This window comes from Gluconobacter thailandicus F149-1 = NBRC 100600 (assembly GCF_000964465.1).
GTDB classification, from domain to species: Bacteria; Pseudomonadota; Alphaproteobacteria; order Acetobacterales; family Acetobacteraceae; genus Gluconobacter; species Gluconobacter thailandicus.
Genome location: NZ_BANH01000073.1, coordinates 1 through 22,094 on the forward strand (window position 1 = coordinate 1; position 22,094 = coordinate 22,094).

A 22,094-nucleotide genomic window follows, 5' to 3' on the forward strand; every position below is an offset into this window, starting at 1 on the left:
TGAATCAAAATTCCCTACAAAAATCAATGGGTCCTGAGCCTAGGGATGGTTCGGCCGTTTTTCCTCAACTGAGCAAGGAATAAGATATGCTGTCGTCCAGTCATTACGTTGCAGTTCGTAGTCCACGCTTGAAGGCGGGTCTGGTTGCATGGGTGGTTTTTCTATCTGTTCTTCCGGCAGTGGCCCATGCACAGACTGTTTCTGGTGGTTCAACGCCCACACAGATGATTAACAATATCTGCACATTCATCTTGGGTGATTTCGGCAAGAGCATTGCTGTCGTCGTACTCGCGGCTGCCGGATTGATGCTGGCATTCGGCCGTCTTTCGTTGGGTATATTCGCCGGAATGGTTGGCGGTATCCTCTTAATGTTTGGCGCGGCCTATCTCGGGTCCATGGTTACCGGGTGACTCATGGAAAAATTGGAAGAAGACACCCTCTTTCTTGCAGCAACCCGTCCGGCGCTATTGGCAGGGGTCCCTCTGCCGGTAGCTGCACTATTGCTGACGATGATTGGGCTCATAATGGTCCTTCTTCAAAACCCACTATATGAAGCAGTAATGGTTCCGCTTTGGTTCGGATCGCGAATACTTGTCGCGAGAGACTATAATGCGGTTGGCGTGGTAGTTTTGTTTTTGAAGACGGCCGGACGTTCTTTGGATAGTTCCTTGTGGGGCGGGGCATCTGTCAGCCCAAATCCGCTGAAGGTTCATAAACGGGGGAGGGGCATCGTGTGATGTTTGGCAATCCCGGTTATGGCGAACGCTCAGGTGAGATTTATCTTCCGTATGTTGGGCACATTACGGAAAATGTCATTCTGCTTCGTGATGGATCAGTTATGGCAATGGGCTACGTCAAAGGCGTTCCCTTCGAGCTGGAAGATACTGTCGTCCGTAATGGCCGCAAGCGCAATATGAATACTGTCCTTCGGAATATCTCCGATGATAACGTAACAATTACGACTCACATGGTACGGCATTCGGATGTGCCGGGATTGCCAAAGACGCATTTTAGGTCAGATTTTGCGTCGAGACTTCATGAAGATTACAATAGAAGAGTTCTAAAAGATCGTTTGTTTAGAAACGACTATTTTCTCTCTGTTGTGGTGACTCCCCGGAATGCACTCGGCAAGATGGGCAGCAAGCTCTTTCGGGTGGGTAAAGGCGAGGCGACAGAGGCCAGTGACGCGACAGTCAGGCAGCTTGAAGATGTCTGGCAGATCGTTTCGTCTGCTCTCGACAATTATAGCGTGCGGCGCCTGGGGCTGCGTGAGCATGATGATGTCGTCTTCACTGAAATCGGCGAGGCGTTGCGTCTCATCATCTCTGCACGCTGGATGCCTGTCCCGGTTGTATCGGGACATCTTGGAGCGTCCATTTACACGGATCGGGTAATCTGCGGCAAACGTGGCTTCGAAGTTCGTTCTCTGGATCGGAGCTATGTCGGTGGCATTTTTTCGTTCCGTGAATATCCGGCCAAGACCAGGCCCGGAATGTTGAATGCCCTGCTCAGTGTGGGTTTTCCCCTCGTGGTAAGTCAGTCCTTTGGCTTTCTGACACGCTCACAGGCTGATGAAAAGCTGACGCTGAAGGGTAATCAGATGGTAAGCGCAGGTGACAAGGCGACCAGCCAGATCGACCAGCTCACGGATGCCGTAGATAAGCTCATATCGAATGAATTTGTCTTCGGATCGCATCATCTTTCATTGGCAGTTTATGCTGATACCCTTGCGCAGCTAGGCGATAATGCTGCTCGTGCGCGGGCACGGCTGACCGATGCCGGTGCAGTAGTCGTACAGGAAGGTATCGGCCTAGAGGCCGCATTCTGGTCACAGTTGCCCGGAAATTGGGAGTACCGCACCCGTCCCGGCGCTATCAACAGCAATAATTTTGCCTGCTTTTCGACCTTTGACAATTTTCCGGCAGGAGCACGCGAAGGCCATTGGGGCACGGCAATCGCCCGTTTTCGGACGGATGGTGCGACGTCTTACGATTATGTGCCTCACGTCAAGGATGTGGGCATGACGGCGATCTTTGGCCCGATCGGCTCGGGCAAGACGACCCTGCTGACATTCATTATGGCGATGATGGAACAGGCGCTCTCTGAGGTGAACGGTGCCGTCGTATTCTTCGACAAGGATCGGGGAGGGCAGCTTCTGGTCCTTGCTACTGGTGGCACGTATCTTGTTCTCAAGCGTGGTGTTTCCTGCGGCCTTGCGCCGTTGCGTGGCCTGACGAACACGCCCGAGGATCGGGAGTTTCTGCGGCAGTGGCTCACCGGGCTGATTGAGAGTGACGGCAAGGACACGGTCTCGTCAGAAGATGCAAAGCGACTGCAACGGGGGATCGAACGGCAGATGTCCTATCCCGTCGAAATGCGCTCACTTGCTGGATTGCGCCAGTTCTTGATGCACGGGCCAGAAGAGGGAGCTGGTGCCAGGTTGGAACGCTGGTGCAGAGGCGGCGCATTGGGATGGCTGTTCGACGGCGAAACCGATGAAGTGGATCTGTCGAGTGCCATAACAGGCTTCGATCTGACGGCTTTTCTCGATCATGACGAAATATGCGCCCCGACGGCTGCGTATCTGCTCTATCGGATCGAGAAGGTGGTTGACGGCCGACGTTTTCTTATGAGCTGCGATGAATTTAGGGCCTATCTTTTGGACCCGAAATTTGCCGCTGTAATCGACAAGTTCCTGCTGACCGTTCGTAAAAACAACGGGATGCTGATTTTGGCGACACAACAGCCGGAGCACGTTCTGGAATCAAAGCTGGGTTCGTCGCTCGTTGCGCAGTGCATGACAAAGATTCTCTACCCGTCTCCCACGGCTGACCGGCACGCCTACATCACGGGACTAAGCTGCACCGAGGGCGAGTATCGTGCTGTACGGGAAGGGATGGTGGGTGATCCCAAACGGTTTCTCATGAAGCGGGAAAACGGCAGCGTCATTTGTGAATTCGATCTGTCCTCCATGCCGGAATACATCGCGGTACTGTCCGGCCGCGCCAATCGAGCGAATTTTGCCGAACGGTTGAGGGCAGAATACGGGGCCGATCCGAGCCAGTGGCTCGACCATTTCATGGCCCGTTACCACGAAGCGAAAGACTGAGGCGAGGGAGGGCACGATGAAGGCATATAGTCTGGTTGCAGTGGTATGGTTTTCTCTCATTGGAGCGGATGCCGCCCATGCGCAGGTAGCTGTATTTGATAATGCAAGCATTGCGCAAAGCGTCACCAATACCACAAATGAAATCAATCAGATGATGGACGAGCTGAAGCAGCTACAAGCGCAATATCAGCTCCTTCAGAACATTCCGAATGTTGCAACGGGGATGCTGACGACTTTCAACAGCGCCAATCTGCAAAATCCTCTGCCGACAGTTACACAAGCAACCGGTCAGATCACGGGAGCAACCAATACACTGAATAGCTATGGTCAGTCATTTATGAGCCTGAACAGGTATTCAGCTACGGGAACAGATCCAGTTGCGCAGTCATATCAGCAGAGAGAAACTTCTTTAGCAAACATTCAAGGTATAGCAGCGCAGAACCTTGATTCTATTAACCAGCGCCTCGCTTCGCTTGATGAAATGAAGCAGGAACTGTCGAACGCAAAGGATATTACGCAGGTCAGCACGATTAACGGTCGGATAGCCGTCGAGAATCAGGCCATCCAGGCACAGGCGGCTGCGGCCCAAAATCTTCAGACTCTCTCTATGGCGCAGATCCGAAATCAGGAATTGCAGGAGCAAGAGGCGGCGCGGAAGGACGACGAAGCGACCGCTGCTTATTTCCCTGCGGCCATCCAGTGAAGGGATATGCTGTGAACGGTTACAAGACCCTTGTTGTGGCATCTTTGGGCGTGCTTGCGAGTGGTGTGGCTTCTGCTCACCCGTTACCCAATGCCGCGGAGCATACAGTGGAATGGTATTCATCGCACGCGGCCGAACGGCGTCAGGTAAACCGTGAGTGCATGAACGACCGGACGTATGAGAATTATCCGGATTGTAGGAATGCCGTTGCGGCTGAGACAGGTGCCGAAGCCCCGGCCCAGCCAGCAACGGACGACATGACGCAGCCGGGTTATTACGTGGACAAGCGGCAGCGTGACATCGTGCTGGCTTTGTGCGGGGTGAACCATCCTCCCCCGGCCGCCGTATGTAGCGCAGCAAGAAACGCAGCCTCGGCAGCCAACAAAAAGGGAAGCGGTCGGCAATAGACGTGAACTTAAAGACGGTGCGCCGTTGACGCGGGGTAAAGACTATGACGACGCCATTTGAAGACTTCGACACAAGCCTACGGACAGCTTTTTCGACCGGGACATCGAATGTCATCAGCCAAGGACTGTCTGCTGTGGCGTCCCCGTTCACGGCGTTGATTGTTCTGTGGGTGATTGTCCAGGGCGTACTCGTCATGCGTGGTGATCTGGATGCCAGACGCGGCATATCAAGGATTATTCGGGTGACGCTAGTTTCCGCATTCATCTTGGAAGCTGGCATATACAACGGTTACGTCGTGAATCTTTTCCAGACTGTGCTTCCGACTTGGGCTGCGAGTTCGGTATCCAGCTCTACGGCTTCGACACCTAAATTGCTGGACGACATCTGGAACAGCCTCGTCAATTATTCGGCAACAATAGATAAGCAACTTCATTGGTTTCAGGTTGTCGATCTGATTGAGCTGGCAATGATAGCGATCGCAGATGGTGCGATGCTGACAATAGCTTTTGCCATCTACATCTGCTCAAGCCTCATGACTGCGGTGATTCTGTCTCTCGGTCCATTCGTCATTGCAGGTTTCCTATTCGATGCGACAAGAAATATTTCCGAACGATGGATAGGAAAGCTGGTGGGCCTCGCTCTCCTGTCATTGCTTGTTGATGTTACGATGATAATCGTGGCGACAGGCATACGGACTTATATGTTGGCCTGTAATCTTAATGCAGTTTCTGCTGCGGGAACGCCGGGTATTGCCATTCAGATTATGGAACAGACGGCGATGTTTATTGCCGTATCGACCTTTATTCTTATTTCGTTGCCGGCTGCTGCTGCTTTTATCGGCGGGGGAGTATCGCTCAATCCTGCTGGGGCAATCCTGAATACAATCATTGGCGGCGCAACGGGTGGTGTTGGGACTGTCGCAAAGGCAGGGGCCAACATCGGCAGGAAGTCTTCTAATAAATAACTAAGTTAAGTTTTAACATTACTAGGGGAGTAAGACGGATGGCAAAGATCCGTATAAGTATTTCTGTACTCATGCTCTCTGTTTTATCGGCGTGCGCAAGTCACGATCCGGTCCCAAAATGCAAAGGACCGACATTTGCTCTGAACTCGGGGCACTGGAAACCGACAGAAGCGGACCTCAAAAAGCCAAAGGAGATTGGGCATAAATGACAGATCAGAAATTTGTCCCGCCCGTTCCGAAGGAAAAGATGGCGGAATATTATGAGCAGGTCGAGAATTTCCAGAAGTCGCGAGCGCGCGCGGTCGTCAAGATCAATAAGTACCTGACGATCGGCTTAGGAATTTCATTGCTGGCTAACGTCGGCTTGGCCTGGTCGGTTGCTTCGCTGTTGCCGTTGGAAAAGCTGGTGCCCATGCCGTTGTGGGTTCGCCCGGACGGAACGGTTGATAGCGAGATCTCCATGTCACGCTTGCCGAAGACAATGGACGAAGCAGTCGTCAATGCAGCGGTGTGGCAATATGTTCGGCTGCGCGAGGGCTATACATATGCCACGGCGCGCTATGCCTATGACACGGTTTCTCTCATGAGCAACGAACAAGTCAGAGAGCAATATCAGTCGTGGTTTAATTTCCCCAACCCCAAGAGCCCACAGGTAACGGTTGGAAAAAGGGGCCAGATCGACGCCGAACGTCTGTCTCTCGCTCCCATTGGCAATAACGTCATTCAGGTGCGCTTCCGGCGCATTGTGTCGATGGAGGGAGCGCGCCCACAGACGACGACCTGGACCGCGACTGTGCAGATTCAGAGGGTCACGGATCTTCCGGCCAGTGCCCGCTTGGCAAATCCGGGCGGTGTGATCGTCACGTCCTATCAGTCGTCGGAGGATGGGGTATGATTCAGCGTCTCGCAGTTGCTGCCTTCCTTGCAGCGACCTCTCTTTCGGTCGTGCCCGCATTTGCAGAGCAAGACCCTCTACCCAGCCGTCATGACACGCGAATGCGGTACGTGCCTTATGTAGCGGATCAGGTTGTTCATCTTTCGACTGCCGTGGGGGCGACACTGGTGGTTGGTTTCAGTCCTCATGAAACCGTCGATCGCGTCGCAGTGAGTGACAGCATACATCTGAAGGCAGCCCCGGCAGGGAACTATCTTTTCTTCAAAGCGACACAGGGGCTTGGCCTTCAGCCTGTTATCGTGTTGACACGAAACGATACCGGTGCCGAGCGGCGATACGTCTTTGAAGTGACGACAGTTGCAAGTGCGTCGCTCGCGAATGCGACGGACGGCGTTTACTACAGCGTGCAGTTCACTTATCCCGCTGATGAAGCCGCAGCGCGTCGTGCAGCCGTCCTGGCCCGGCAGCAACAGGAGCGGGCTCAGGCCGAGGCACGAGCAAAAGAGTTGGAACTTCAGCTCGCGCATGAAAGGATGGAACGGGAAACAAAAGACCCGAATTTCGGTCCCAAGAATTGGAAATACATTGCTCAGGGTGATCGTTCTATTCTTCCTATCGAAGTATGGGACAATGGAAACATCACTGTTTTCCGGTTTCCGGGGAATGTGCGTCTTCCCTCGCTTTTCACGATCAATCCGGACGGCAAAGAAGCGACTGCCAATTATAGCGTGAAGAACGATCCGGCTGGGTGGGGAACACTGATGATTGCCGATCATCTCGCCCCAGCATGGCGTCTGCGAGATGGAAACACCGTCTTGTGCGTCTTCAACAAGGCATTTGATCCGGTTGGTCGTAACCCAGGCACAAATACCATCAGCCCGAACGTGGTCCGCACGCTGAAGGAGGCCGCCCAATGAGCGACGAACAAAACAACAATAGTGGAATTAACGACGGCGGCTCTCTCGTATCAAACAACAATCGACGCGAACTAAACGCATGGCAAAAGGTTGGCATTTTCATACTCGTTGTCGTAGTTGCGCTGGGTTTTATTTGGCTTCGTGCTCTCGATAGAGCGAAGAAAACAGAGGAACAGAATAATCAGCCTGTCGTAGCGGCTGGGACGCACATGCGCAGCGCACCGCTGACACCGCCACCTGCTCTTACAGACCAAAATCTGCCAATGCCGCAGCAAGCTCCGCAGCGGTTTTTTATGCCTGCGCAAGCAACGCATCACGAGGTAACGCCGGCAGAAAGCCCGATTTTTGCCGCGTCAGGAGGCTCGGGGGGAAGCTCTGCACCTCAGCCCGCGTCTGCGCAGGAATCTCCCAAGACGGTGACGGTCAATGGAGCACAGCCCCCGGCCGGACAAGATCCGCAGGGGGATAGGTCACTGGCCGTTCGGCTAAAGCCGACAGTGTTGGAGGAAGCGCGCGCGCGGTTGCTTCCGCACCCGGACTTTCTGGTTACGAAGGGGACAATTATCCCGTGCATTCTTCAGACCAAGCTAAACACTCAACTCGCCGGATACGCGAAATGTGTGATTCCCCTAGATGTGCGGAGCACAACGGGGAATGTGGTTCTCATGGACAAGGGGACGATTGTCACCGGTGAGATGCAGCACGGTTTAATGCGCGGTGAAGACCGGGCATTCGTGATTTGGGATCGGGCAGAGACACCGGAACACGGCATCATTGATCTTGCATCACCCGCGACGGGTGAGCTGGGCGAGAGCGGTGTTAAAGTGACGGTGAACAATCACTGGTGGTCGCGCTTTGGCAGCGCCATTCTTCTAAGCGTGATTCAGGGTGGTCTCGATGCCGGGGTCGAGCTGGCATCCCGGGTTGGTAGCAACAATAGCGGTGCATACTTCAATTCATTCCAGTCAAACGGGCAGACAGTCGCGAATACGGCGTTGCAAGCGGACATCAATATTCAACCAACTGGAGAAAAAGCACAGGGAAAGACGGTCGCTATTTTTGTCGCGCGCGATCTTGATTTCTCGGACATCTATGACCTGAAGCCAACGGTAGGTAGCAATGCTCAATGAAGCAGCGGTACAGCTCCGTTTCCTGATGCAGCCCCTTGCGGGCTGGCTCGAAGACCCGGCGACGGAAGAGATCTGCGTTAATAAGCCCGGAGAGGTTTTTGTTCGGCAGAGGGGTGTGTTTACACAACACGCTCTTCCCTTGAGCTATACGGATCTGGAAGACATCGCGATCCTGGCAGGAGCTTTGCGCAAACAGGACGTGGGTGAACGGCATCCTCTGTGCTCTACCGAGTTGCCAAACGGGGAGCGTCTGCAAGTGTGTTTGCCGCCAGCCGTACCCGCGGGGACGGTGAGCCTGACGATCCGGCGGCCAGGGGGGAGTGTGGCTGCCCTCAGTTCCGTGACAAAGCGGTACAACATTGCGCGTTGGAACCGCTGGGATAAACGGACAGAGGCCGAAGAGAAACGGCACGAAGAGGTTCTGCGGTATTACGATGAAGGCAATTTCGAAGCCTTCCTCGCTGCGTGTGTACGGAACCGTATGACCATGCTGCTGTGCGGGGCGACGGGCTCTGGAAAGACCACGATGGGCCGAACGCTGATTTCGGCCATTCCGCTGCATGAGCGGCTGATAACGATCGAAGACACGTTAGAGCTTGTTATTCCGCACCCCAACCATGTGCGGTTGCTCTATTCAAAGTCGGGAACAGGAATCAGCTCGGTCAGTGCGGAAGACCTTTTGCACGCAAGTCTGCGCATGAGACCGGATCGGATCTTGCCGGCGGAGCTTCGCGACGACGCCGCATGGACATATCTCAATGAGGTCGTATCGGGGCATCCCGGTTCGATTTCTACCATTCATGGCGCAAATCCGGTTCAGGCGTTCAAGAAGCTCTTCTCGCTTATCAAGGGCTCGCCCCAGGGGGCGGCGCTAGAAGACAAAACTCTTGTGGACATGCTCTCCGCCGCGATTGACGTAATCGTGCCCTTCGAGACGACAGGCGAGATCTATTCCATCGGCGAAGTGTGGCTGGCAGCGGATGCGCGCCGTAGAGGCGAGACAGCAGCAGATCTTCTGACGAAATACTGAAAGGAAGCGCACGATGGCGTCAGAAAACAAGTCGATCGTCTTGATCGCCCGGATTATCCTCGGAATTCTGATGGTATTTGTGTCTTGGACCGTTGTCGCGTCTTTTGTTTTTCTGAAGGGAACGGGTTTATCGGGCTCGTTCGAGCATCCTTTCTATCAATGGTGGCTCTATTTTCTGTATGGCCGGGATAATCCGATCGTAGTGCAATGGCTCAAGATCGGCGCGGGGGCAGGCGGTGTTGTGGTTGCGCTGGTAATGCTGGCGGTGATCTTCCGGCGTGGTGCAATCGGCCCTTCTCTGCGCCCGTCCATATTCAGTCGAAGGCAACGGCCTATCCGTGGCGTGACAGAGAATCATGGCTATGCGGACTGGATGACAATGAAGCAGGCCAGGCAGCTCTTTCCACGTCCTTCCGCTGAATATGGAGGTGTCGTTGTAGGCGAAGCCTATCGCGTGGACGAAGACCGGCATGCAAGGGTGCCCTTTCATCCTAAAGAGCCGAAAACATGGGGACAGGGCGGCCGTGCGCCATTGCTCATAGATCCCTGTGAGACAGGATCGACCCACAGTCTGGTTTTTGCCGGACCGGGATCGTTCAAGTCCACGTCGGCCGTCACCACGCTGACCACATGGACGGGCTCTGCCGTGGTGCTTGATCCGAGTACAGAATTGGGGCCGATGCTTCGACCGTTCCGCGAAACGCTGGGTCATCAGGTCTACGAGCTGCGGCTCGGTGGAGATGTTGGCTTTAATGTCTTGGACTGGATCGACATTCGTTCGCCCGAAGCAATCACGAATATACAGGACGTGGTGTCATGGATATGCCGGGAGAGTGGTGCCAAAAAAGACGCCAATAACGAGTTTTTTGACCGGCAGGGCCGCAATCTCGTGACGTGTTTATTGGCGCACATGATGTTTGATCCGGACCTTCCAGCCGAGGAAAAGACCTTGCGGACGCTGAGAAGCGGGGTCTGCACGCCGCAAGAAGAAATGCGGAATCTGCTGAACACGATCCATGCGAGCAGTCCGTGCGCCTATGCGAGCCAGACGGCCGGCGCGCTCAAGGGACTGGTCGATGAGACGTTTTCCGGGGTGTATGGCAATGCCGATGACAAGACAGCCTGGCTCAGTAATCCTGCGTTTGCGGACCTGGTGTCCGGAGACAGTTTTCGCTCGTCAGATCTGGTCGATGGCAAGATGGATGTTTTCGTACAGTTGCCATTGCGGGCTTTGGAAAACACACCCGAAATTGGTCGCACGATTATAGGGGCGTTACTGAATGCCGTTTATGAAGCTGATGGCAATATTCGGAATCGTGTCCTCTTCCTTCTGGACGAAGTCGCACGTCTCGGTCCTATGCGGATCATGGCAACAGCACGGGATGCCGGGCGCAAATACGGTATTACCCTGAGATTGCTCTATCAGTCGGTCGGACAACTCGAAGAACAATGGGGCCGTGAGGGAAAGCGAGCATGGTACGAGGCGGCCGCACATCGGACATATGTTGCGATCTCCGATCTCGATACCGCGAAAGAGCTGGAAGAAACCTTCGGTCAGTATGGTGTCATGGCGACATCCGTGGGCAGCAATACCGGCACGTCGGGGAAAGGCTGGGAAGCGAGCAACCGTTCGCGCGGGGCGAACACGAGCTATCACGAAATCAGCCGCCCGCTGATCCGACGGGAAGAACTGCTGAACGATGTCCGGGTAGATGAAGCGTTTGTGGTGGTGCGTGGTGGTCGTCCGTTGCGTTGCGGGATGCCTATCTATTTTCGACGGCCTGAAATCAGAGAAAAAATAGCGGCCAATCGGTTCAATAAGATCTCGGCCTGAGTGTCAGGGGGACATGAGCAATGTCGGAAACGAACAATGAGAAGCGTCGGGATAAGGCGCGTCAGCAGGGAAGCCAGAAGACGGCCGGTATTGCCGAGGCGCAGAAAGCGGCATCGCGTGAGAATGTCGCTGATCGCTACTGGAAGCAAACAAGCGAAAAGGGACAGACCCCTGGACAGCGGGCGGAGAGCAACAAGCCACGTGCAAAGCCCAAAAGCAGTCCGTAACTAGGAGGCTGACATGCCTGAAGCGGGCTGGCTGTACGTTCTCGAAATTCCGGCATTACCTGGGGTAGTGAAGATCGGGCGCACGTCCAGAGATCCGACGTTACGATGCCGCGGGGTGGGCGGCGCGGATTGCCCCTTTGAGCTGGTTGTCGCGTGGAAGAAACCTGTGCCTGATGCGCAAGCGGCCGAAAAGCAGGCGCATCGGATGCTGGTTGCCAAGCGGCTGCGACGTGCAGACCGGGTGCTTGGTCATGTGGCTTTTGCCCGGTCCCGCGAGTTTTATCGGGCGAATGTCCAGGACGTCACGTCGGTCCTTGAGGTCATTGTTGCTTCTCGCGTGCGCGCGCGATCTTTGCTGCTGGCGGCAGCTCGCCCAGGTCGGTGTCAGCCCTTTCGATCAGGATGGAAAGGGCGACGCAAACTGGCAAGGCATTATCGGCCGACTGGCCGGGCGGCCGGGTTTAATGCGCTCATGGTTCCTATGATGCTTCTTGCTGTCATTATGGCGGTGCGTCCGGATGTGAACTGGCTACCGTGGCCTATAGCGGCTTCGCTCGAATGGCTGGAATCGCTGAGTATGATGCTTTGGTAAAGACAGTGATGGGCGATCAAAAAAAGCCATACAGTAACAGTAGGGCTGTTGATCGGCGGCTTAGGAAGATAAGCGAGGTGTCTGATCTGAGCAGCAAAATTGAGAAAATCGACGGTCATGATCTCCGTTTGCTTGATAGGATACCTTGACTTGTATCCATATATCTGAAAAGCCAGATATATGGATACAAACTCTGCCATTGCCGCACTTAGCGCCCTGTCACAGTCCACGCGGCTGGATATCTTCCGCCTGCTTGTGCGCCATGAGCCGGACGGGCTGCCCGCCGGGGACGTCGCACGCCATCTTGATATGCCGCAGAACACGATCTCGGCCCACCTCGCCACCCTAGCCCGCGCCGGCCTGCTGACCTCGCAACGCCATAGCCGGCTGATCGTCTATCGCGCCTGTCTTTCTCGCCTGCACGACCTGATGCTTTTCCTCGTCAGGGACTGCTGTGCAGGCAGCCCCGAACTCTGCGCGCCCCTGGTCGCAACCCTGTCCTCCTGCTGTCCCTCCCCGGAAGCCCGATCATGACCATCACGATCTACCACAACCCGGCCTGCGGCACGTCGCGCAATGTGCTGGCACTGATCCGCAACAGCGGCGAGGAGCCCCGGATCATCGAATATCTGAAAACCCCGCCCAGCCGTGCGGAACTGGTCAGTCTGATCGCCCGTATGGGCGTTCCGGTGCGCTCGATCCTGCGGGAAAAGGGTACGCCCTTTCACGAACTCGGCCTCAATAATCCGGCCCGGAGCGATGATGCGCTGATCGACGCCATGATCGCGCATCCGATCCTGATGAACCGGCCCATCGTCGTCACCCCGCTGGGTGCGGCACTCTGCCGTCCGTCTGAGGCGGTTCTGGACATCCTGCCCAACCCGCAGAGAGGCGCTTTCGTCAAAGAGGACGGCGAGAAGATCGTCGATGAATCCGGAAAGCGGATCTCCTGATGCTGGCGCTTCTGATTTTCGTTGTCACGCTGGTTTTTGTCATCTGGCAGCCTCGGGGGCTGGGCATCGGCTGGAGCGCAATGGCAGGTGCCGCCGTGGCCCTGGTGGCTGGAGTAATTCACTGGCACGACATTCCTGTCGTCTGGCACATCGTCTGGGACGCGACCTTCACCTTTATCGCGCTGATCGTCATCTCGCTGTTGCTGGACGAGGCCGGGTTCTTCCATTGGGCCGCCCTGCACGTGGTGCGCTGGGGCAAAGGGCGAGGCCGGACGCTATTCCCGCTGATCGTGGTCTTGGGAGCAGCCATTGCGGCTGTGTTCGCCAATGACGGCGCGGCCCTGCTGCTGACGCCCATCGTCATCGCCATCCTCACGCAGCTTCGCCTCAGTCCTGCTGCGGCGCTGGCCTTTATTATCGCCACTGGCTTCGTCGCGGATACCACCAGCCTGCCGCTGGTCATCTCCAATCTGGTGAACATCGTCAGCGCCAATTTCTTTGGTATTGCGTTCGATCGCTATGCTGCGGTCATGGTGCCGGTCGATCTGGTCGCACTTGGTGCAACGCTGGCGGTCCTGTGGCTGTGGTATCGGCGGCAGGTGCCTGCGACCTATCCCGTCGCCGAACTGCCCGCACCTGCCACGGCCATTCGTGACCCTCATGTATTCCGGGCGGCATTTCCACTGCTGGCCCTGGTTCTGGCGGCCTATTTCCTGACGGCGCCGTTTCATATCCCGGTCTGTGTCGTGGCCTGCCTGGCCGCCGGAATCCTGTTGCTCGTCGCCGGATATGGTCGGGTCATCCCTGTTCGCAAGGTGCTGCGGGGCGCCCCGTGGCAGATCGTGATCTTCTCCCTGGGCATGTATCTGGTGGTCTACGGGCTGCGCAATGCTGGGCTGACTGACTACCTTGCGACCGCACTGGTCTGGCTCGGTCATCAAGGGACGTTCACGGCCACCATCGGCACCGGCTTTCTAGCGGCTGTTCTGTCGTCCATCATGAACAATATGCCGAGTGTGCTGGTCGGGGCGCTGGCGATCCAACAGGCTCACGACATCACGCCACTGACACGCGACCTGATGATCTATGCCAACGTCATCGGCTGCGACCTCGGGCCGAAATTCACGCCGATTGGTAGTCTCGCAACACTGCTGTGGCTGCATGTGCTGGCATCCAAGAACCATCGGGTCACATGGGGGCAGTATATGAAGGTCGGACTGGCGATTACGCCGCCCGTCCTGCTGGCAACACTCGCGGCGCTGGCCCTATGGCTGCCCCGGATCAGTCACCCGTAATACACGACAGGACCGATATATATGACCGAACCTGAGCTGCCAGCCTTGCATCCGGAGTATCTCGAACGGGTCGATCTCGCGCGGCTGGAACCGCAACCGCGTGTGGACCATCCGCCGCGTATCCTGCTGCTCTACGGCTCTTTGCGTCCCCGATCCTTCAGTCGGTTGCTGGTGCTTGAGGCGGAACGCATCCTGAAGGTGCTGGGGGCCGAGACACGGGTGTTCGACCCGACCGGCCTACCGATAGCGGATTCCGTGCCTGCCACGCATCCGAAAGTGCAAGAACTGCGGGAACTGTCGATCTGGTCGGAAGGCCAGGTCTGGTGCAGCCCCGAACGGCACGGCAACATAACCGCTGTGTTCAAAAACCAGATCGACTGGTTGCCATTGTCCGAAGGCTCGATCCGTCCGACGCAGGGCCGCACGCTGGCGGTCATGCAGGTCTCAGGCGGATCGCAAAGCTTCAATTCCGTCAATGCCCTGCGGGTTCTGGGCCGGTGGATGCGGATGTTCACCATCCCCAACCAGTCCAGTGTGCCGATGGCCTATACGCAGTTCGGTGACGATGACCGCATGAAGCCGTCCCACCTCTATGACCGGATGGTAGATGTCATGGAGGAACTGATGAAGTTCACATGGCTGCTGCGCGATCGCGCCGACTACCTCGTGGACCGCTATAGCGAACGGAAGACGGAATTCCGTCTCCCGGAAAGCCTGTGATACAGTCGATGGTAGAGCAGTTTGATGTCGTGATGTCCGTTTTACGGAAAGCCGACATGCAGTCACCCCATTATATGGATATTATCAGTGATGTAAATGCTCGGTTTAAAATTATAAAAAACATACACCATCGTTACTTTATAATTAATTGTTAATAAAAAAATTAAATATTAAATGGAAATAACGTAAAAATATTAGTTAATAAAACTAATATTAATCAAATGGTGACAGTGCTTCAATAATTCTGCAATCAGAAATACTGCCCCCACAGCATGATTCTATCATCGTAGAAAGTTCATGGCGTAATGCGATGAGATCCGCAATTTTGCGCTCAATTTCTGCCATATGGTCACGAGCAATTCTATCAACTGTCTTACAATCCTGGGTTCCCTGATCTGTTAGGGATAATAGAGCTCTTACCTGATCTAATGAAAAACCCAGATCACGGGATCGACGAATAAAAGACAGTCTCGCGAGTGCCTCATCATCATAAGTGCGATAATTGCCATCGGTCCGCTGTGGCGGAGCCAGCAGTCCGATCCGTTCATAATAGCGGATCGTCTCGACTTTGGTATTCGTTGCCTTTCCCAAGGCGCCAATCGATCGCATTCCCTGCCTCTTGACCCTGTAGTTGCTACAGGGAGCATACATTAAAACAGATGATTCGTCAGGGAGGCGCTGGATGGCAGGAGGATGCTGTGGTGGATGCACAGATACGCCGCTACCAATCAATAAATCATGGCGGAGAGCGCTCCTGATCGCGCTTTTTCTCAATGCCAGCATGTTTGCCGTTGAAGCAGGGGCTGGCGTGTCGGTTGGATCTGCATCCTTACAGGCGGACGCGATTGATTTCCTTGGCGACAGCGCCAACTACGCAATAAGCCTCAGTGTTGCCGGAATGGCATTGCGATGGCGAGCTGGCGCGGCCTTTCTGAAAGGCCTGACCCTGTTCGTGGCTGGGATATGGGTAATGGCCAATGCTGGGTGGATGGTAATGAACAGCAACCATCCGCCTCACCCAGACGCAATGGGCGGCATTGGTCTGCTTGCCCTCGCGGTCAATCTGGCCTGTGCCCTCATATTATGGACACACCGGAAAGGTGATGCCAACCGCCGTTCCGTATGGATCTGCTCTCGTAATGATGCGATCGGAAATGTTGCCGTTGTGCTGGCAGCTCTGGGCGTGTTTGGCACTCGTTCTGCGTGGCCGGATATTGCGGTAGCTGCCATCCTTGCGATGCTTGGTATTAGTGGAGGTGTGCAGATTATGCGACAATCGAGAGTAGAACTAACAGATAACAAATCAGATATATCACGACATATTAATGTATAAATCATATAATACTCTAGAATATATTAAGCAGGTAAGGAGACGCACACGCTATAATGCGGCATTCATTCTCCTGATTTTTCCCCTGCTCTGTGGCTGCACAAATAGTGGTCACTCAAATATTTCGCCGGAATCAGATGTCCAGAAATTTTCCAGCCGTCAATTTACGGATGCCGGATTGCAAGAATTCATTACAAAAGTTCTCGGACCAAACGTATCGAGTCAGGAAAACGCATGGGGCATCACTCGCCTGACGCTTGCTACCTTGTATTTTCATCCCGATATCCTTGTAGCTAAAGCTGAACTGGAAACGGCTCGCGCTGGAATCAAGACAGCCGGTCAACTGCCCAATCCCAGTTTCACGGTGCTGGGTGGCCCATCGGCTCATTACGTCGGCTACGGCGCGTCAATACTGATCGAATTTTTCGGCAGGCGTTATCACCGTATCAAAGAAGCCAGATATCGGGCTGCGGTCGCGCAATGGGAAGTCATCAATACTGCATGGAAACTACGCAGCGACACGCGGTCTGCTCTTCTCGGCGTCTGGGCTGTATCCGGGCGCCTCAAGCTTGTGGAAGAGACTGCGGCAGCTAAACGCGAACTCTTTACCCTGGAACAGGCACGTTTTGATCAGGGGCGAGCATCCGCTTTCGAAATATCGCAGGTACGGACGGAAATGATCCATGCCGAGTTGTCTGTCAGTGATCTGCGGCGCGAGTATGCCGTCCGTAAGGCAGCTCTGGCTGGAGCAATCGGGGTTCCTGCCGAAGCACTTGATTCCATTGCTCTTGATACAAAAGCATTTGATGTCTGTCCCGACCTCATAGAATACCGCGATTCACAGGACATGAGATACCAAGCCGTAATGCAACGCGCGGATCTGCGGGAACTTCTTGCGTCTTATGACGCCGCCCGACAGGCTCTACGGGTCGAAGTTTCTCGACGCTATCCCGACGTCACCATCAGTCCCGCCTATAACTGGGATATTTCAAATCGCTTTGAGGTAAATCCCTCTCTGCAAATTCCGATTTTCAATCAGAACGAAGGCCCCATAGCTGAAGCTGTTGGGCAGGAGCATGAGGCGGCGGCTCGTCTCCGGCGTGCAGAGAACACGGTGTTTAAGTCCATCTCGCAGGCTACGGCCAATTACCGCGGCACGACATCAATTCTGCTACAGGCGGAAGAACTTGCCAAAACCGTACGGGTAAGGCTGAACCAGATGCAGCACCGCCTTCAGTCAGGTGCAATCGACCGACCAACGATGGTTATGACTCATATAGAGCAGATTCAAGCGGAGACCGCTCTTCTTGAAGCAGAAATTCAGCAACGGCAAGCCATAGGTCAGATCGAAGATGGCATGCAGCAGCCCATTTTTGATCACACCAATGCCGCGCAGGCTTCCGGCCTACTTGAAAATAACCAAAGGAACTCACCATGAAAGCGAGGGCCTTCTGGCTGCCTCTTGCAGGTCTTTCGGTCTTCCTAGTTCTAAACGGGACAGACATTGCCATTGCAGATGATGATGATCAACCAGTTTCGGTTCTTGGTGCAGAGGCGACCGTGACGGTCTCCCCGGAAGCAGTTACGAAGAGCGGCATTGCTTCTGCACGACCCAGCATCGTGCCTTGGAGAAAGCTGGTTCCCGCCTATGGTTACGTTCTGAACGCAACACAACTTATCACTCTTGTTAGTAATTATGCTGACATGAAAGCGCGGCTGGAGAGCATGCAGGCACAGCAGACGCTTGCCCGTGCGAAACTCGATCGTGACAAAGGACTGTATCGCGATCGGCAGAATATCTCTCAGGAACAATTCCAGGAGACAACAGCTAGATTTCAGTCCAATTCAGCTATGGTAAAAGCAGAACAGGTCCGGGTGAATAACGCACTTAATATTATCAGACAGCAATTTGGTTCGGTCATATCTGACGCTACCGAAAAAAATACAATTTTCATTACACAGTTACTTCAACAACAAGTGGTCTTGGTCAAGGTGACCCTTCCACCAGATACGGATCTACCAACCCCACCAAGTCAGGCGGATGTGACCGATTATGGAAACACGGGTGGACACGGGACAATGCTCCACTATTTGTCTCCTGTAACCATGACCGATCCTGCTATTCAGGGGCGTAGCTTTTTCTATTTTGCGTCGGCTGAAAGTCAGCTTGTCGCGGGCATGAATGTTTCCGTTCTCCTGCCTACCGAAGAGGAACGTCCCGGTATCCGGATACCTGCATCAGCTATTATCTGGCTGCAAGGTAAGTCGTGGATATACCGTGATAACGGACACGGAAAATTTACACGCTTACCCCTTACGACCGACGTGCCGGACCGAGAAGGTGGCTACTTGATCCAAGATACTCCAGGACAAATCACACACGAAACGCAAATCGTCATAGAGGGTACGCAATTACTTCTGTCTGAAGAATTCCGAGCTCAGCTTGAATCAGGAGACGATGACGACTGATGACGGGACGTTCTTTCAGCCTTCAGGCAGCTATTATCGGGTTTTCGATCCGCTTCCGGGGCGTGGTTATCGCAACCGCATGTCTGTTGTTCTTCTATGGCCTGTATGGCTTGAGACATGCCAGCTATGATGTGTTTCCGGAATTCATTCCGCCACGGGTCACGATCCAGACCGAAGCCGCTGGTTTTACGCCGGAACAGGTCGAAACATTGGTTAGTCGCCCAATGGAAATTGCCCTGACCGGCCTCCCGGGTATTCAGCGCGTGCAATCGACTTCGATTCAGGGACTGTCAGTCGTCAACGTCCTGTTTGCGACATCGACCGATATTTATCGAGCCCGGCAACTGGTCGGGGAACAAATGAATGTTGTTGCACAGCAATTGCCAGCCGGTGTTCATGCTCCGACTATGACGCCACTGACCTCATCCGCCGGTCTGGTACTGGTGATCGGTCTGACGTCGGAACAACAGTCCCTTATGCAGTTGCGCACGCTTGCTGACTGGTCATTAAGGCCGCGTCTGCTGGCGTTGCCTGGTGTGGCTGGAGTCAGCGTGTTTGGCGGGGAGCGTCGGTCACTCCAGATACAGGTACATCCAGACCAACTCATCTTGCATCATATCGGACTCGATGACGTCCTTGCGGCTGCCCAGGAAGCGACTGGCATACAGGGGGCCGGCTTTATTGATACCCCGAACCAAAGAGTCGTTCTTCAGTCTGACGGTCAGGCCCTGACGCCAGAAAGTCTGGCCCGCACTGTGATTGTCCGCTCTGATAATGGTGCTGTCACACTGGGCAGTATTGCCACTGTAACTGAAGCCCCTATTCCTGCCTTCGGCGCGGCCAGTATCGAGGGAAAGACAGGCATTGTAGTTAATATATGGGAACAGTACGGTGCCAATACAATGGCCGTGACCCGGGAAATCGAGGCGGCACTTACCGATTTCCGCCCGCAATTGCAGGGACAGGGGATTACATTGCATGCTGACCTGTTCCGACCCGCCAATTTCATTACGACCGCATTGGGGAATGCCACACGAGCATTGCTTCTGGGCGGTTTTCTGGTGGTTGTCGTAATCTTTCTTTTCCTTTTTGACCTGCGAACCGCTGCAATCTGTTGCGCCACCATACCTTTGGCTATTCTGATAGCCCTGTCGTTGCTGGAGACACTCGGGGTTACTTTGAATGCCATGACCTTGGGGGGCCTTGCTATTGCCATCGGCGAGGTTGTGGATGACGCCGTGATCGGGGTCGAAAATGTTACACGCCGATTGCGTGAAAACCGGCTTCTGGTCCAGCCCGCATCTACAGCGCGCGTCGTACTCGATGCGTGCGTTGAAGTCCGCAGTGCAGTGGTTTACGCGACCTTTGCTGTCATTATCGTTTTCTTGCCTGTCATCGCCCTTCCCGGACTTTCGGGACGACTGTTTGCTCCACTGGCAACAGCTTATGTTCTTGCGGTCATGGCTTCTCTTGCCGCTGCTGTAACCGTTGTACCTGCACTCTGCGCATGGCTCTTGGCGACGCCTGGAGAAATCCGGAGAGAGCCCCCCCTGGCAGGATGGACCGCCAGAGCTTATGAACGTCTTCTCGCCAGATTAATGCGCCATCCCCGATTTGTTATAGGCGGGATGATCCTGACCACCTTGATAGGGTTTGCGGCCCTTCCATTCCTTGAAAGCGATTTCATTCCCGATTTCAAGGAAGGCCACCTTATCATTCATATGACGGCAGTTCCGGGGACTTCCCTGGAACAGTCTCTGAAATTAGGCAGACAGGTTACAGAAAAACTTCGTCAGCTTCCCGAAATCCGTTCGGTTGCTCAGAGAGTCGGACGCGCCTCGCTGGATGAGGACACGTATGGACCACATACCAGCGAGTTTGAGGTTGATTTGAATCAGGTGGATGGGAAGGCTTCCCGACAGATTGATGCCCGCGTTCGCAAAGCGCTTGACGGGTTCGTTGGGGCCAGTTTTTCTGTCAGTAGTTTTTTGACGATGCGCGTAAACGAAACCCTTTCTGGTTCGTCTTCGGCTGTGGCAATCAATATTATTGGCGATGATCTGGATGTATTGGATATCCAGGCAAATAATATTGTCCGCATGTTGCATCATTTACATGGCGCAACAGATGTCCGGATAGAAGCACCTCCTGGTGTTCCGGAACTTGCTATTCGGCTACGCCCTGCTGATCTGGAGCGCTGGGGGCTTCGGTCGGCGGATGTACTCCGATCCATCCATACAGCCTGGCAGGGTGAAACCGTGGGGCAGATATACGAGCGTTCTGCGGCTTTTAATGTTATGGTTCGTCTTGATGACGCAAGTCGTAATGATGTTGCGTCTGTCGGTTCCCTGCCACTGCATACTGTTCACGGAAACTACGTACCACTCCGCGTTGTTGCAGACATATATGAGACGAACGGTCGCTATCAGGTGTCACATCTGGGAGCACAGAGAACACAGACTGTCACCGCAAATGTTACAGGACGATCAGCTCAATCTTTCGTTCAGGACGCACGCACGGCTATAGCAAAAAATATCAAACTGCCTCTTGGAACCTACGTTCAGTTTACATCCGCAGCGGAAGCTGAATCACAATCACGCAGGGAACTGTTTATAAATTCCGGGCTCGCTGCCATAGCGGTCATGATTCTGCTCTCAATAATCACACAAGGATGGCGCAATCTCGCTCTGATACTCGTCAATCTTCCCTTCGCATTTGTGGGCGGCATTCTGACAATCATTGTTTCCGGCACAACGCTAACTCTTGGGGCAACAGTCGGCTTCGTTACACTATTCGGGATTACGCTTCGGAATTCGGTGATGATGATTTCGCATTTTGAGGCTTTGGTCGAGCAGGAAGATCTCACATGGGGAGTAACAACAGCGCTCCGGGGGGCCAGAGACCGCGTCGTCCCCGTACTCATGACATCGCTCGTTACGGCGCTTGGACTGGCGCCTCTGGCTGTTGATATGAATGCGCCTGGGCGGGAAATCGAAGGACCTATGGCCGCTGTCATTCTTGGAGGGCTCATGACATCAATGATACTTAACCTGTTTGTTTTGCCTATTCTTGCTGTTAGATTTGGCAAATTTTCTAAAAATGAAACAAATGATATAGAAAATATGACAGAGTGACTCGAAATATAATATAATATTATTGAAATAGTTATGTATTGTATGTGGATATTTTATGATATGTATAAAGAAAAAATTATGTAAATCATAATTATCAGATGCAATCCTATCTTATAGATGTAAAGTGCGCCGCTTCTTTTGTTTTTCCTGCGCTTTGGCTTCGGTTTTGCGCGAGAGAATGGTTCTGACCTTCGCTTTCAAGGCTTCGGTCATCTCACGCAACCGATCCATCATACCTTTTCGGTCCTTCATGACTTCAGCCGTGTTTTTAAGGCCCTCGGCTGCCTTCTGCTCATGCCGGCGGGTTGAGAAGCGGCCTGCCAGAGTAGTGGACTTGTAACGGTTTTGTGCCGGTCAGGAAGTGCTTATGCCACTCTTGCTTCA

General features: G+C 54.1%; 24 protein-coding genes. 22 read left to right on the plus strand and 2 right to left on the minus strand.

Annotation, left to right across the window (positions count from 1 at the left end; translation table 11 throughout):
* Nucleotides 1-86 precede the first annotated feature (86 nt).
* The 18 genes from B7444_RS14360 to arsH all read left to right on the plus strand — a co-directional run bounded on the left by B7444_RS14360 (nt 87) and on the right by arsH (nt 14,777).
* A complete protein-coding gene (locus tag B7444_RS14360) occupies nt 87-410 on the plus strand; it encodes a TrbC/VirB2 family protein (RefSeq protein ID WP_007284448.1) in 324 nt (107 codons plus the stop codon).
* 3 nt (nt 411-413) lie between these two features.
* Nucleotides 414-737 (plus strand): type IV secretion system protein VirB3, encoded by a 324-nt coding sequence (locus tag B7444_RS14365; RefSeq protein WP_010665815.1) that lies wholly within the window; start codon nt 414-416, stop codon nt 735-737.
* Nucleotides 737-3,109 carry a VirB4 family type IV secretion/conjugal transfer ATPase gene (locus tag B7444_RS14370; protein ID WP_007284447.1) on the plus strand — a complete coding sequence of 791 codons (2,373 nt, stop codon included), beginning with the start codon at nt 737-739 and terminating at the stop codon, nt 3,107-3,109. Before B7444_RS14365 ends, B7444_RS14370 begins: the two co-directional genes overlap by 1 nt.
* A gap of 16 nt (nt 3,110-3,125) precedes the next feature.
* Nucleotides 3,126-3,812 (plus strand): type IV secretion system protein, encoded by a 687-nt coding sequence (locus B7444_RS14375; RefSeq protein WP_007284446.1) that lies wholly within the window; start codon nt 3,126-3,128, stop codon nt 3,810-3,812.
* 11 nt (nt 3,813-3,823) lie between these two features.
* On the plus strand, nt 3,824-4,219 hold the full coding sequence (locus B7444_RS14380; RefSeq protein WP_010665816.1) for an EexN family lipoprotein: 396 nt from the start codon (nt 3,824-3,826) through the stop codon (nt 4,217-4,219).
* Nucleotides 4,220-4,353: 134 nt separating this feature from the next.
* Nucleotides 4,354-5,184, plus strand: a complete 831-nt coding sequence (locus tag B7444_RS14385) for a type IV secretion system protein (RefSeq protein WP_231502864.1) — start codon at nt 4,354-4,356, stop codon at nt 5,182-5,184.
* Between the two features lie 71 nt (nt 5,185-5,255).
* Nucleotides 5,256-5,393, plus strand: coding sequence for a type IV secretion system lipoprotein VirB7 (locus tag B7444_RS17480; RefSeq protein ID WP_369689251.1), 138 nt, complete (start codon nt 5,256-5,258; stop codon nt 5,391-5,393).
* On the plus strand, nt 5,390-6,079 hold the full coding sequence (locus B7444_RS14390) for a type IV secretion system protein VirB8 (protein ID WP_007284443.1): 690 nt from the start codon (nt 5,390-5,392) through the stop codon (nt 6,077-6,079). The genes B7444_RS17480 and B7444_RS14390 overlap by 4 nt, the downstream gene beginning before the upstream one ends.
* Nucleotides 6,076-6,996 carry a TrbG/VirB9 family P-type conjugative transfer protein gene (locus B7444_RS14395; RefSeq protein WP_007284442.1) on the plus strand — a complete coding sequence of 307 codons (921 nt, stop codon included), beginning with the start codon at nt 6,076-6,078 and terminating at the stop codon, nt 6,994-6,996. The genes B7444_RS14390 and B7444_RS14395 overlap by 4 nt, the downstream gene beginning before the upstream one ends.
* Nucleotides 6,993-8,126 (plus strand): type IV secretion system protein VirB10, encoded by a 1,134-nt coding sequence (gene virB10 / locus B7444_RS14400; RefSeq protein WP_010665819.1) that lies wholly within the window; start codon nt 6,993-6,995, stop codon nt 8,124-8,126. The genes B7444_RS14395 and virB10 overlap by 4 nt, the downstream gene beginning before the upstream one ends.
* On the plus strand, nt 8,116-9,156 hold the full coding sequence (virB11, locus tag B7444_RS14405) for a P-type DNA transfer ATPase VirB11 (protein WP_007284440.1): 1,041 nt from the start codon (nt 8,116-8,118) through the stop codon (nt 9,154-9,156). Before virB10 ends, virB11 begins: the two co-directional genes overlap by 11 nt.
* A 13-nt stretch (nt 9,157-9,169) precedes the next feature.
* Entirely contained in the window at nt 9,170-10,990 is a 1,821-nt protein-coding gene (locus B7444_RS14410; protein ID WP_007284439.1) for a type IV secretory system conjugative DNA transfer family protein, read from the plus strand.
* A 20-nt stretch (nt 10,991-11,010) separates the two neighbouring features.
* Nucleotides 11,011-11,217: a hypothetical protein gene (locus tag B7444_RS14415; protein ID WP_007284438.1), complete on the plus strand. Its 207-nt coding sequence runs from the start codon at nt 11,011-11,013 to the stop codon at nt 11,215-11,217.
* 13 nt (nt 11,218-11,230) lie between these two features.
* Nucleotides 11,231-11,809, plus strand: coding sequence for a GIY-YIG nuclease family protein (locus B7444_RS14420; RefSeq protein ID WP_010665820.1), 579 nt, complete (start codon nt 11,231-11,233; stop codon nt 11,807-11,809).
* 180 nt (nt 11,810-11,989) lie between these two features.
* Entirely contained in the window at nt 11,990-12,343 is a 354-nt protein-coding gene (locus B7444_RS14425) for an ArsR/SmtB family transcription factor (RefSeq protein WP_007284436.1), read from the plus strand.
* On the plus strand, nt 12,340-12,762 hold the full coding sequence (gene arsC / locus B7444_RS14430; RefSeq protein WP_007284435.1) for an arsenate reductase (glutaredoxin): 423 nt from the start codon (nt 12,340-12,342) through the stop codon (nt 12,760-12,762). Before B7444_RS14425 ends, arsC begins: the two co-directional genes overlap by 4 nt.
* Nucleotides 12,762-14,057: an arsenic transporter gene (locus B7444_RS14435; protein WP_007284434.1), complete on the plus strand. Its 1,296-nt coding sequence runs from the start codon at nt 12,762-12,764 to the stop codon at nt 14,055-14,057. The genes arsC and B7444_RS14435 overlap by 1 nt, the downstream gene beginning before the upstream one ends.
* Nucleotides 14,058-14,078: 21 nt before the next feature.
* The gene (arsH, locus tag B7444_RS14440) at nt 14,079-14,777 is read left to right on the plus strand and encodes an arsenical resistance protein ArsH (RefSeq protein WP_007284433.1); all 699 of its coding nucleotides are present in this window, start codon (nt 14,079-14,081) and stop codon (nt 14,775-14,777) included.
* A gap of 213 nt (nt 14,778-14,990) precedes the next feature.
* On the opposite strand, the gene B7444_RS14445 is transcribed toward arsH, so the two are convergent.
* Complete coding sequence (locus B7444_RS14445) at nt 14,991-15,386, minus strand: MerR family transcriptional regulator (RefSeq protein WP_035729796.1); 396 nt, start codon at nt 15,384-15,386, stop codon at nt 14,991-14,993.
* Nucleotides 15,387-15,459: 73 nt separating this feature from the next.
* Between B7444_RS14445 and B7444_RS14450 the strand changes: the two genes are divergently transcribed.
* The 4 genes from B7444_RS14450 to B7444_RS14465 are packed head-to-tail and all read left to right on the plus strand — an operon-like array spanning nt 15,460 to nt 21,710.
* Nucleotides 15,460-16,110: a cation transporter gene (locus B7444_RS14450; RefSeq protein WP_007284432.1), complete on the plus strand. Its 651-nt coding sequence runs from the start codon at nt 15,460-15,462 to the stop codon at nt 16,108-16,110.
* Nucleotides 16,103-17,545: a TolC family protein gene (locus B7444_RS14455; RefSeq protein ID WP_007284431.1), complete on the plus strand. Its 1,443-nt coding sequence runs from the start codon at nt 16,103-16,105 to the stop codon at nt 17,543-17,545. The genes B7444_RS14450 and B7444_RS14455 overlap by 8 nt, the downstream gene beginning before the upstream one ends.
* Nucleotides 17,542-18,576 (plus strand): efflux RND transporter periplasmic adaptor subunit, encoded by a 1,035-nt coding sequence (locus B7444_RS14460; protein WP_007284430.1) that lies wholly within the window; start codon nt 17,542-17,544, stop codon nt 18,574-18,576. The genes B7444_RS14455 and B7444_RS14460 overlap by 4 nt, the downstream gene beginning before the upstream one ends.
* A complete protein-coding gene (locus tag B7444_RS14465; protein WP_007284429.1) occupies nt 18,576-21,710 on the plus strand; it encodes an efflux RND transporter permease subunit in 3,135 nt (1,044 codons plus the stop codon). The genes B7444_RS14460 and B7444_RS14465 overlap by 1 nt, the downstream gene beginning before the upstream one ends.
* A gap of 111 nt (nt 21,711-21,821) precedes the next feature.
* Here B7444_RS14465 and B7444_RS17395 read toward each other — a convergent pair whose 3' ends face one another.
* Nucleotides 21,822-21,944, minus strand: coding sequence for a hypothetical protein (locus B7444_RS17395; RefSeq protein WP_007284428.1), 123 nt, complete (start codon nt 21,942-21,944; stop codon nt 21,822-21,824).
* Nucleotides 21,945-22,094: the final 150 nt, after the last annotated feature.

Coding starts and splice junctions, on each gene's coding strand:
- B7444_RS14360 (WP_007284448.1), top strand. CDS start 87: ATGCTGTCGTCCAGTCATTACGTTGCAGTTCGTAGTCCACGCTTGAAG.
- B7444_RS14365 (WP_010665815.1), top strand. CDS start 414: ATGGAAAAATTGGAAGAAGACACCCTCTTTCTTGCAGCAACCCGTCCG.
- B7444_RS14370 (WP_007284447.1), top strand. CDS start 737: ATGTTTGGCAATCCCGGTTATGGCGAACGCTCAGGTGAGATTTATCTT.
- B7444_RS14375 (WP_007284446.1), top strand. CDS start 3,126: ATGAAGGCATATAGTCTGGTTGCAGTGGTATGGTTTTCTCTCATTGGA.
- B7444_RS17480 (WP_369689251.1), top strand. CDS start 5,256: ATGCTCTCTGTTTTATCGGCGTGCGCAAGTCACGATCCGGTCCCAAAA.
- B7444_RS14390 (WP_007284443.1), top strand. CDS start 5,390: ATGACAGATCAGAAATTTGTCCCGCCCGTTCCGAAGGAAAAGATGGCG.
- B7444_RS14395 (WP_007284442.1), top strand. CDS start 6,076: ATGATTCAGCGTCTCGCAGTTGCTGCCTTCCTTGCAGCGACCTCTCTT.
- virB10 (WP_010665819.1), top strand. CDS start 6,993: ATGAGCGACGAACAAAACAACAATAGTGGAATTAACGACGGCGGCTCT.
- virB11 (WP_007284440.1), top strand. CDS start 8,116: ATGCTCAATGAAGCAGCGGTACAGCTCCGTTTCCTGATGCAGCCCCTT.
- B7444_RS14410 (WP_007284439.1), top strand. CDS start 9,170: ATGGCGTCAGAAAACAAGTCGATCGTCTTGATCGCCCGGATTATCCTC.
- B7444_RS14415 (WP_007284438.1), top strand. CDS start 11,011: ATGTCGGAAACGAACAATGAGAAGCGTCGGGATAAGGCGCGTCAGCAG.
- B7444_RS14420 (WP_010665820.1), top strand. CDS start 11,231: ATGCCTGAAGCGGGCTGGCTGTACGTTCTCGAAATTCCGGCATTACCT.
- B7444_RS14425 (WP_007284436.1), top strand. CDS start 11,990: ATGGATACAAACTCTGCCATTGCCGCACTTAGCGCCCTGTCACAGTCC.
- arsC (WP_007284435.1), top strand. CDS start 12,340: ATGACCATCACGATCTACCACAACCCGGCCTGCGGCACGTCGCGCAAT.
- B7444_RS14435 (WP_007284434.1), top strand. CDS start 12,762: ATGCTGGCGCTTCTGATTTTCGTTGTCACGCTGGTTTTTGTCATCTGG.
- arsH (WP_007284433.1), top strand. CDS start 14,079: ATGACCGAACCTGAGCTGCCAGCCTTGCATCCGGAGTATCTCGAACGG.
- B7444_RS14445 (WP_035729796.1), bottom strand. CDS start 15,386: ATGCGATCGATTGGCGCCTTGGGAAAGGCAACGAATACCAAAGTCGAG.
- B7444_RS14450 (WP_007284432.1), top strand. CDS start 15,460: ATGGCAGGAGGATGCTGTGGTGGATGCACAGATACGCCGCTACCAATC.
- B7444_RS14455 (WP_007284431.1), top strand. CDS start 16,103: ATGTATAAATCATATAATACTCTAGAATATATTAAGCAGGTAAGGAGA.
- B7444_RS14460 (WP_007284430.1), top strand. CDS start 17,542: ATGAAAGCGAGGGCCTTCTGGCTGCCTCTTGCAGGTCTTTCGGTCTTC.
- B7444_RS14465 (WP_007284429.1), top strand. CDS start 18,576: ATGACGGGACGTTCTTTCAGCCTTCAGGCAGCTATTATCGGGTTTTCG.
- B7444_RS17395 (WP_007284428.1), bottom strand. CDS start 21,944: ATGATGGATCGGTTGCGTGAGATGACCGAAGCCTTGAAAGCGAAGGTC.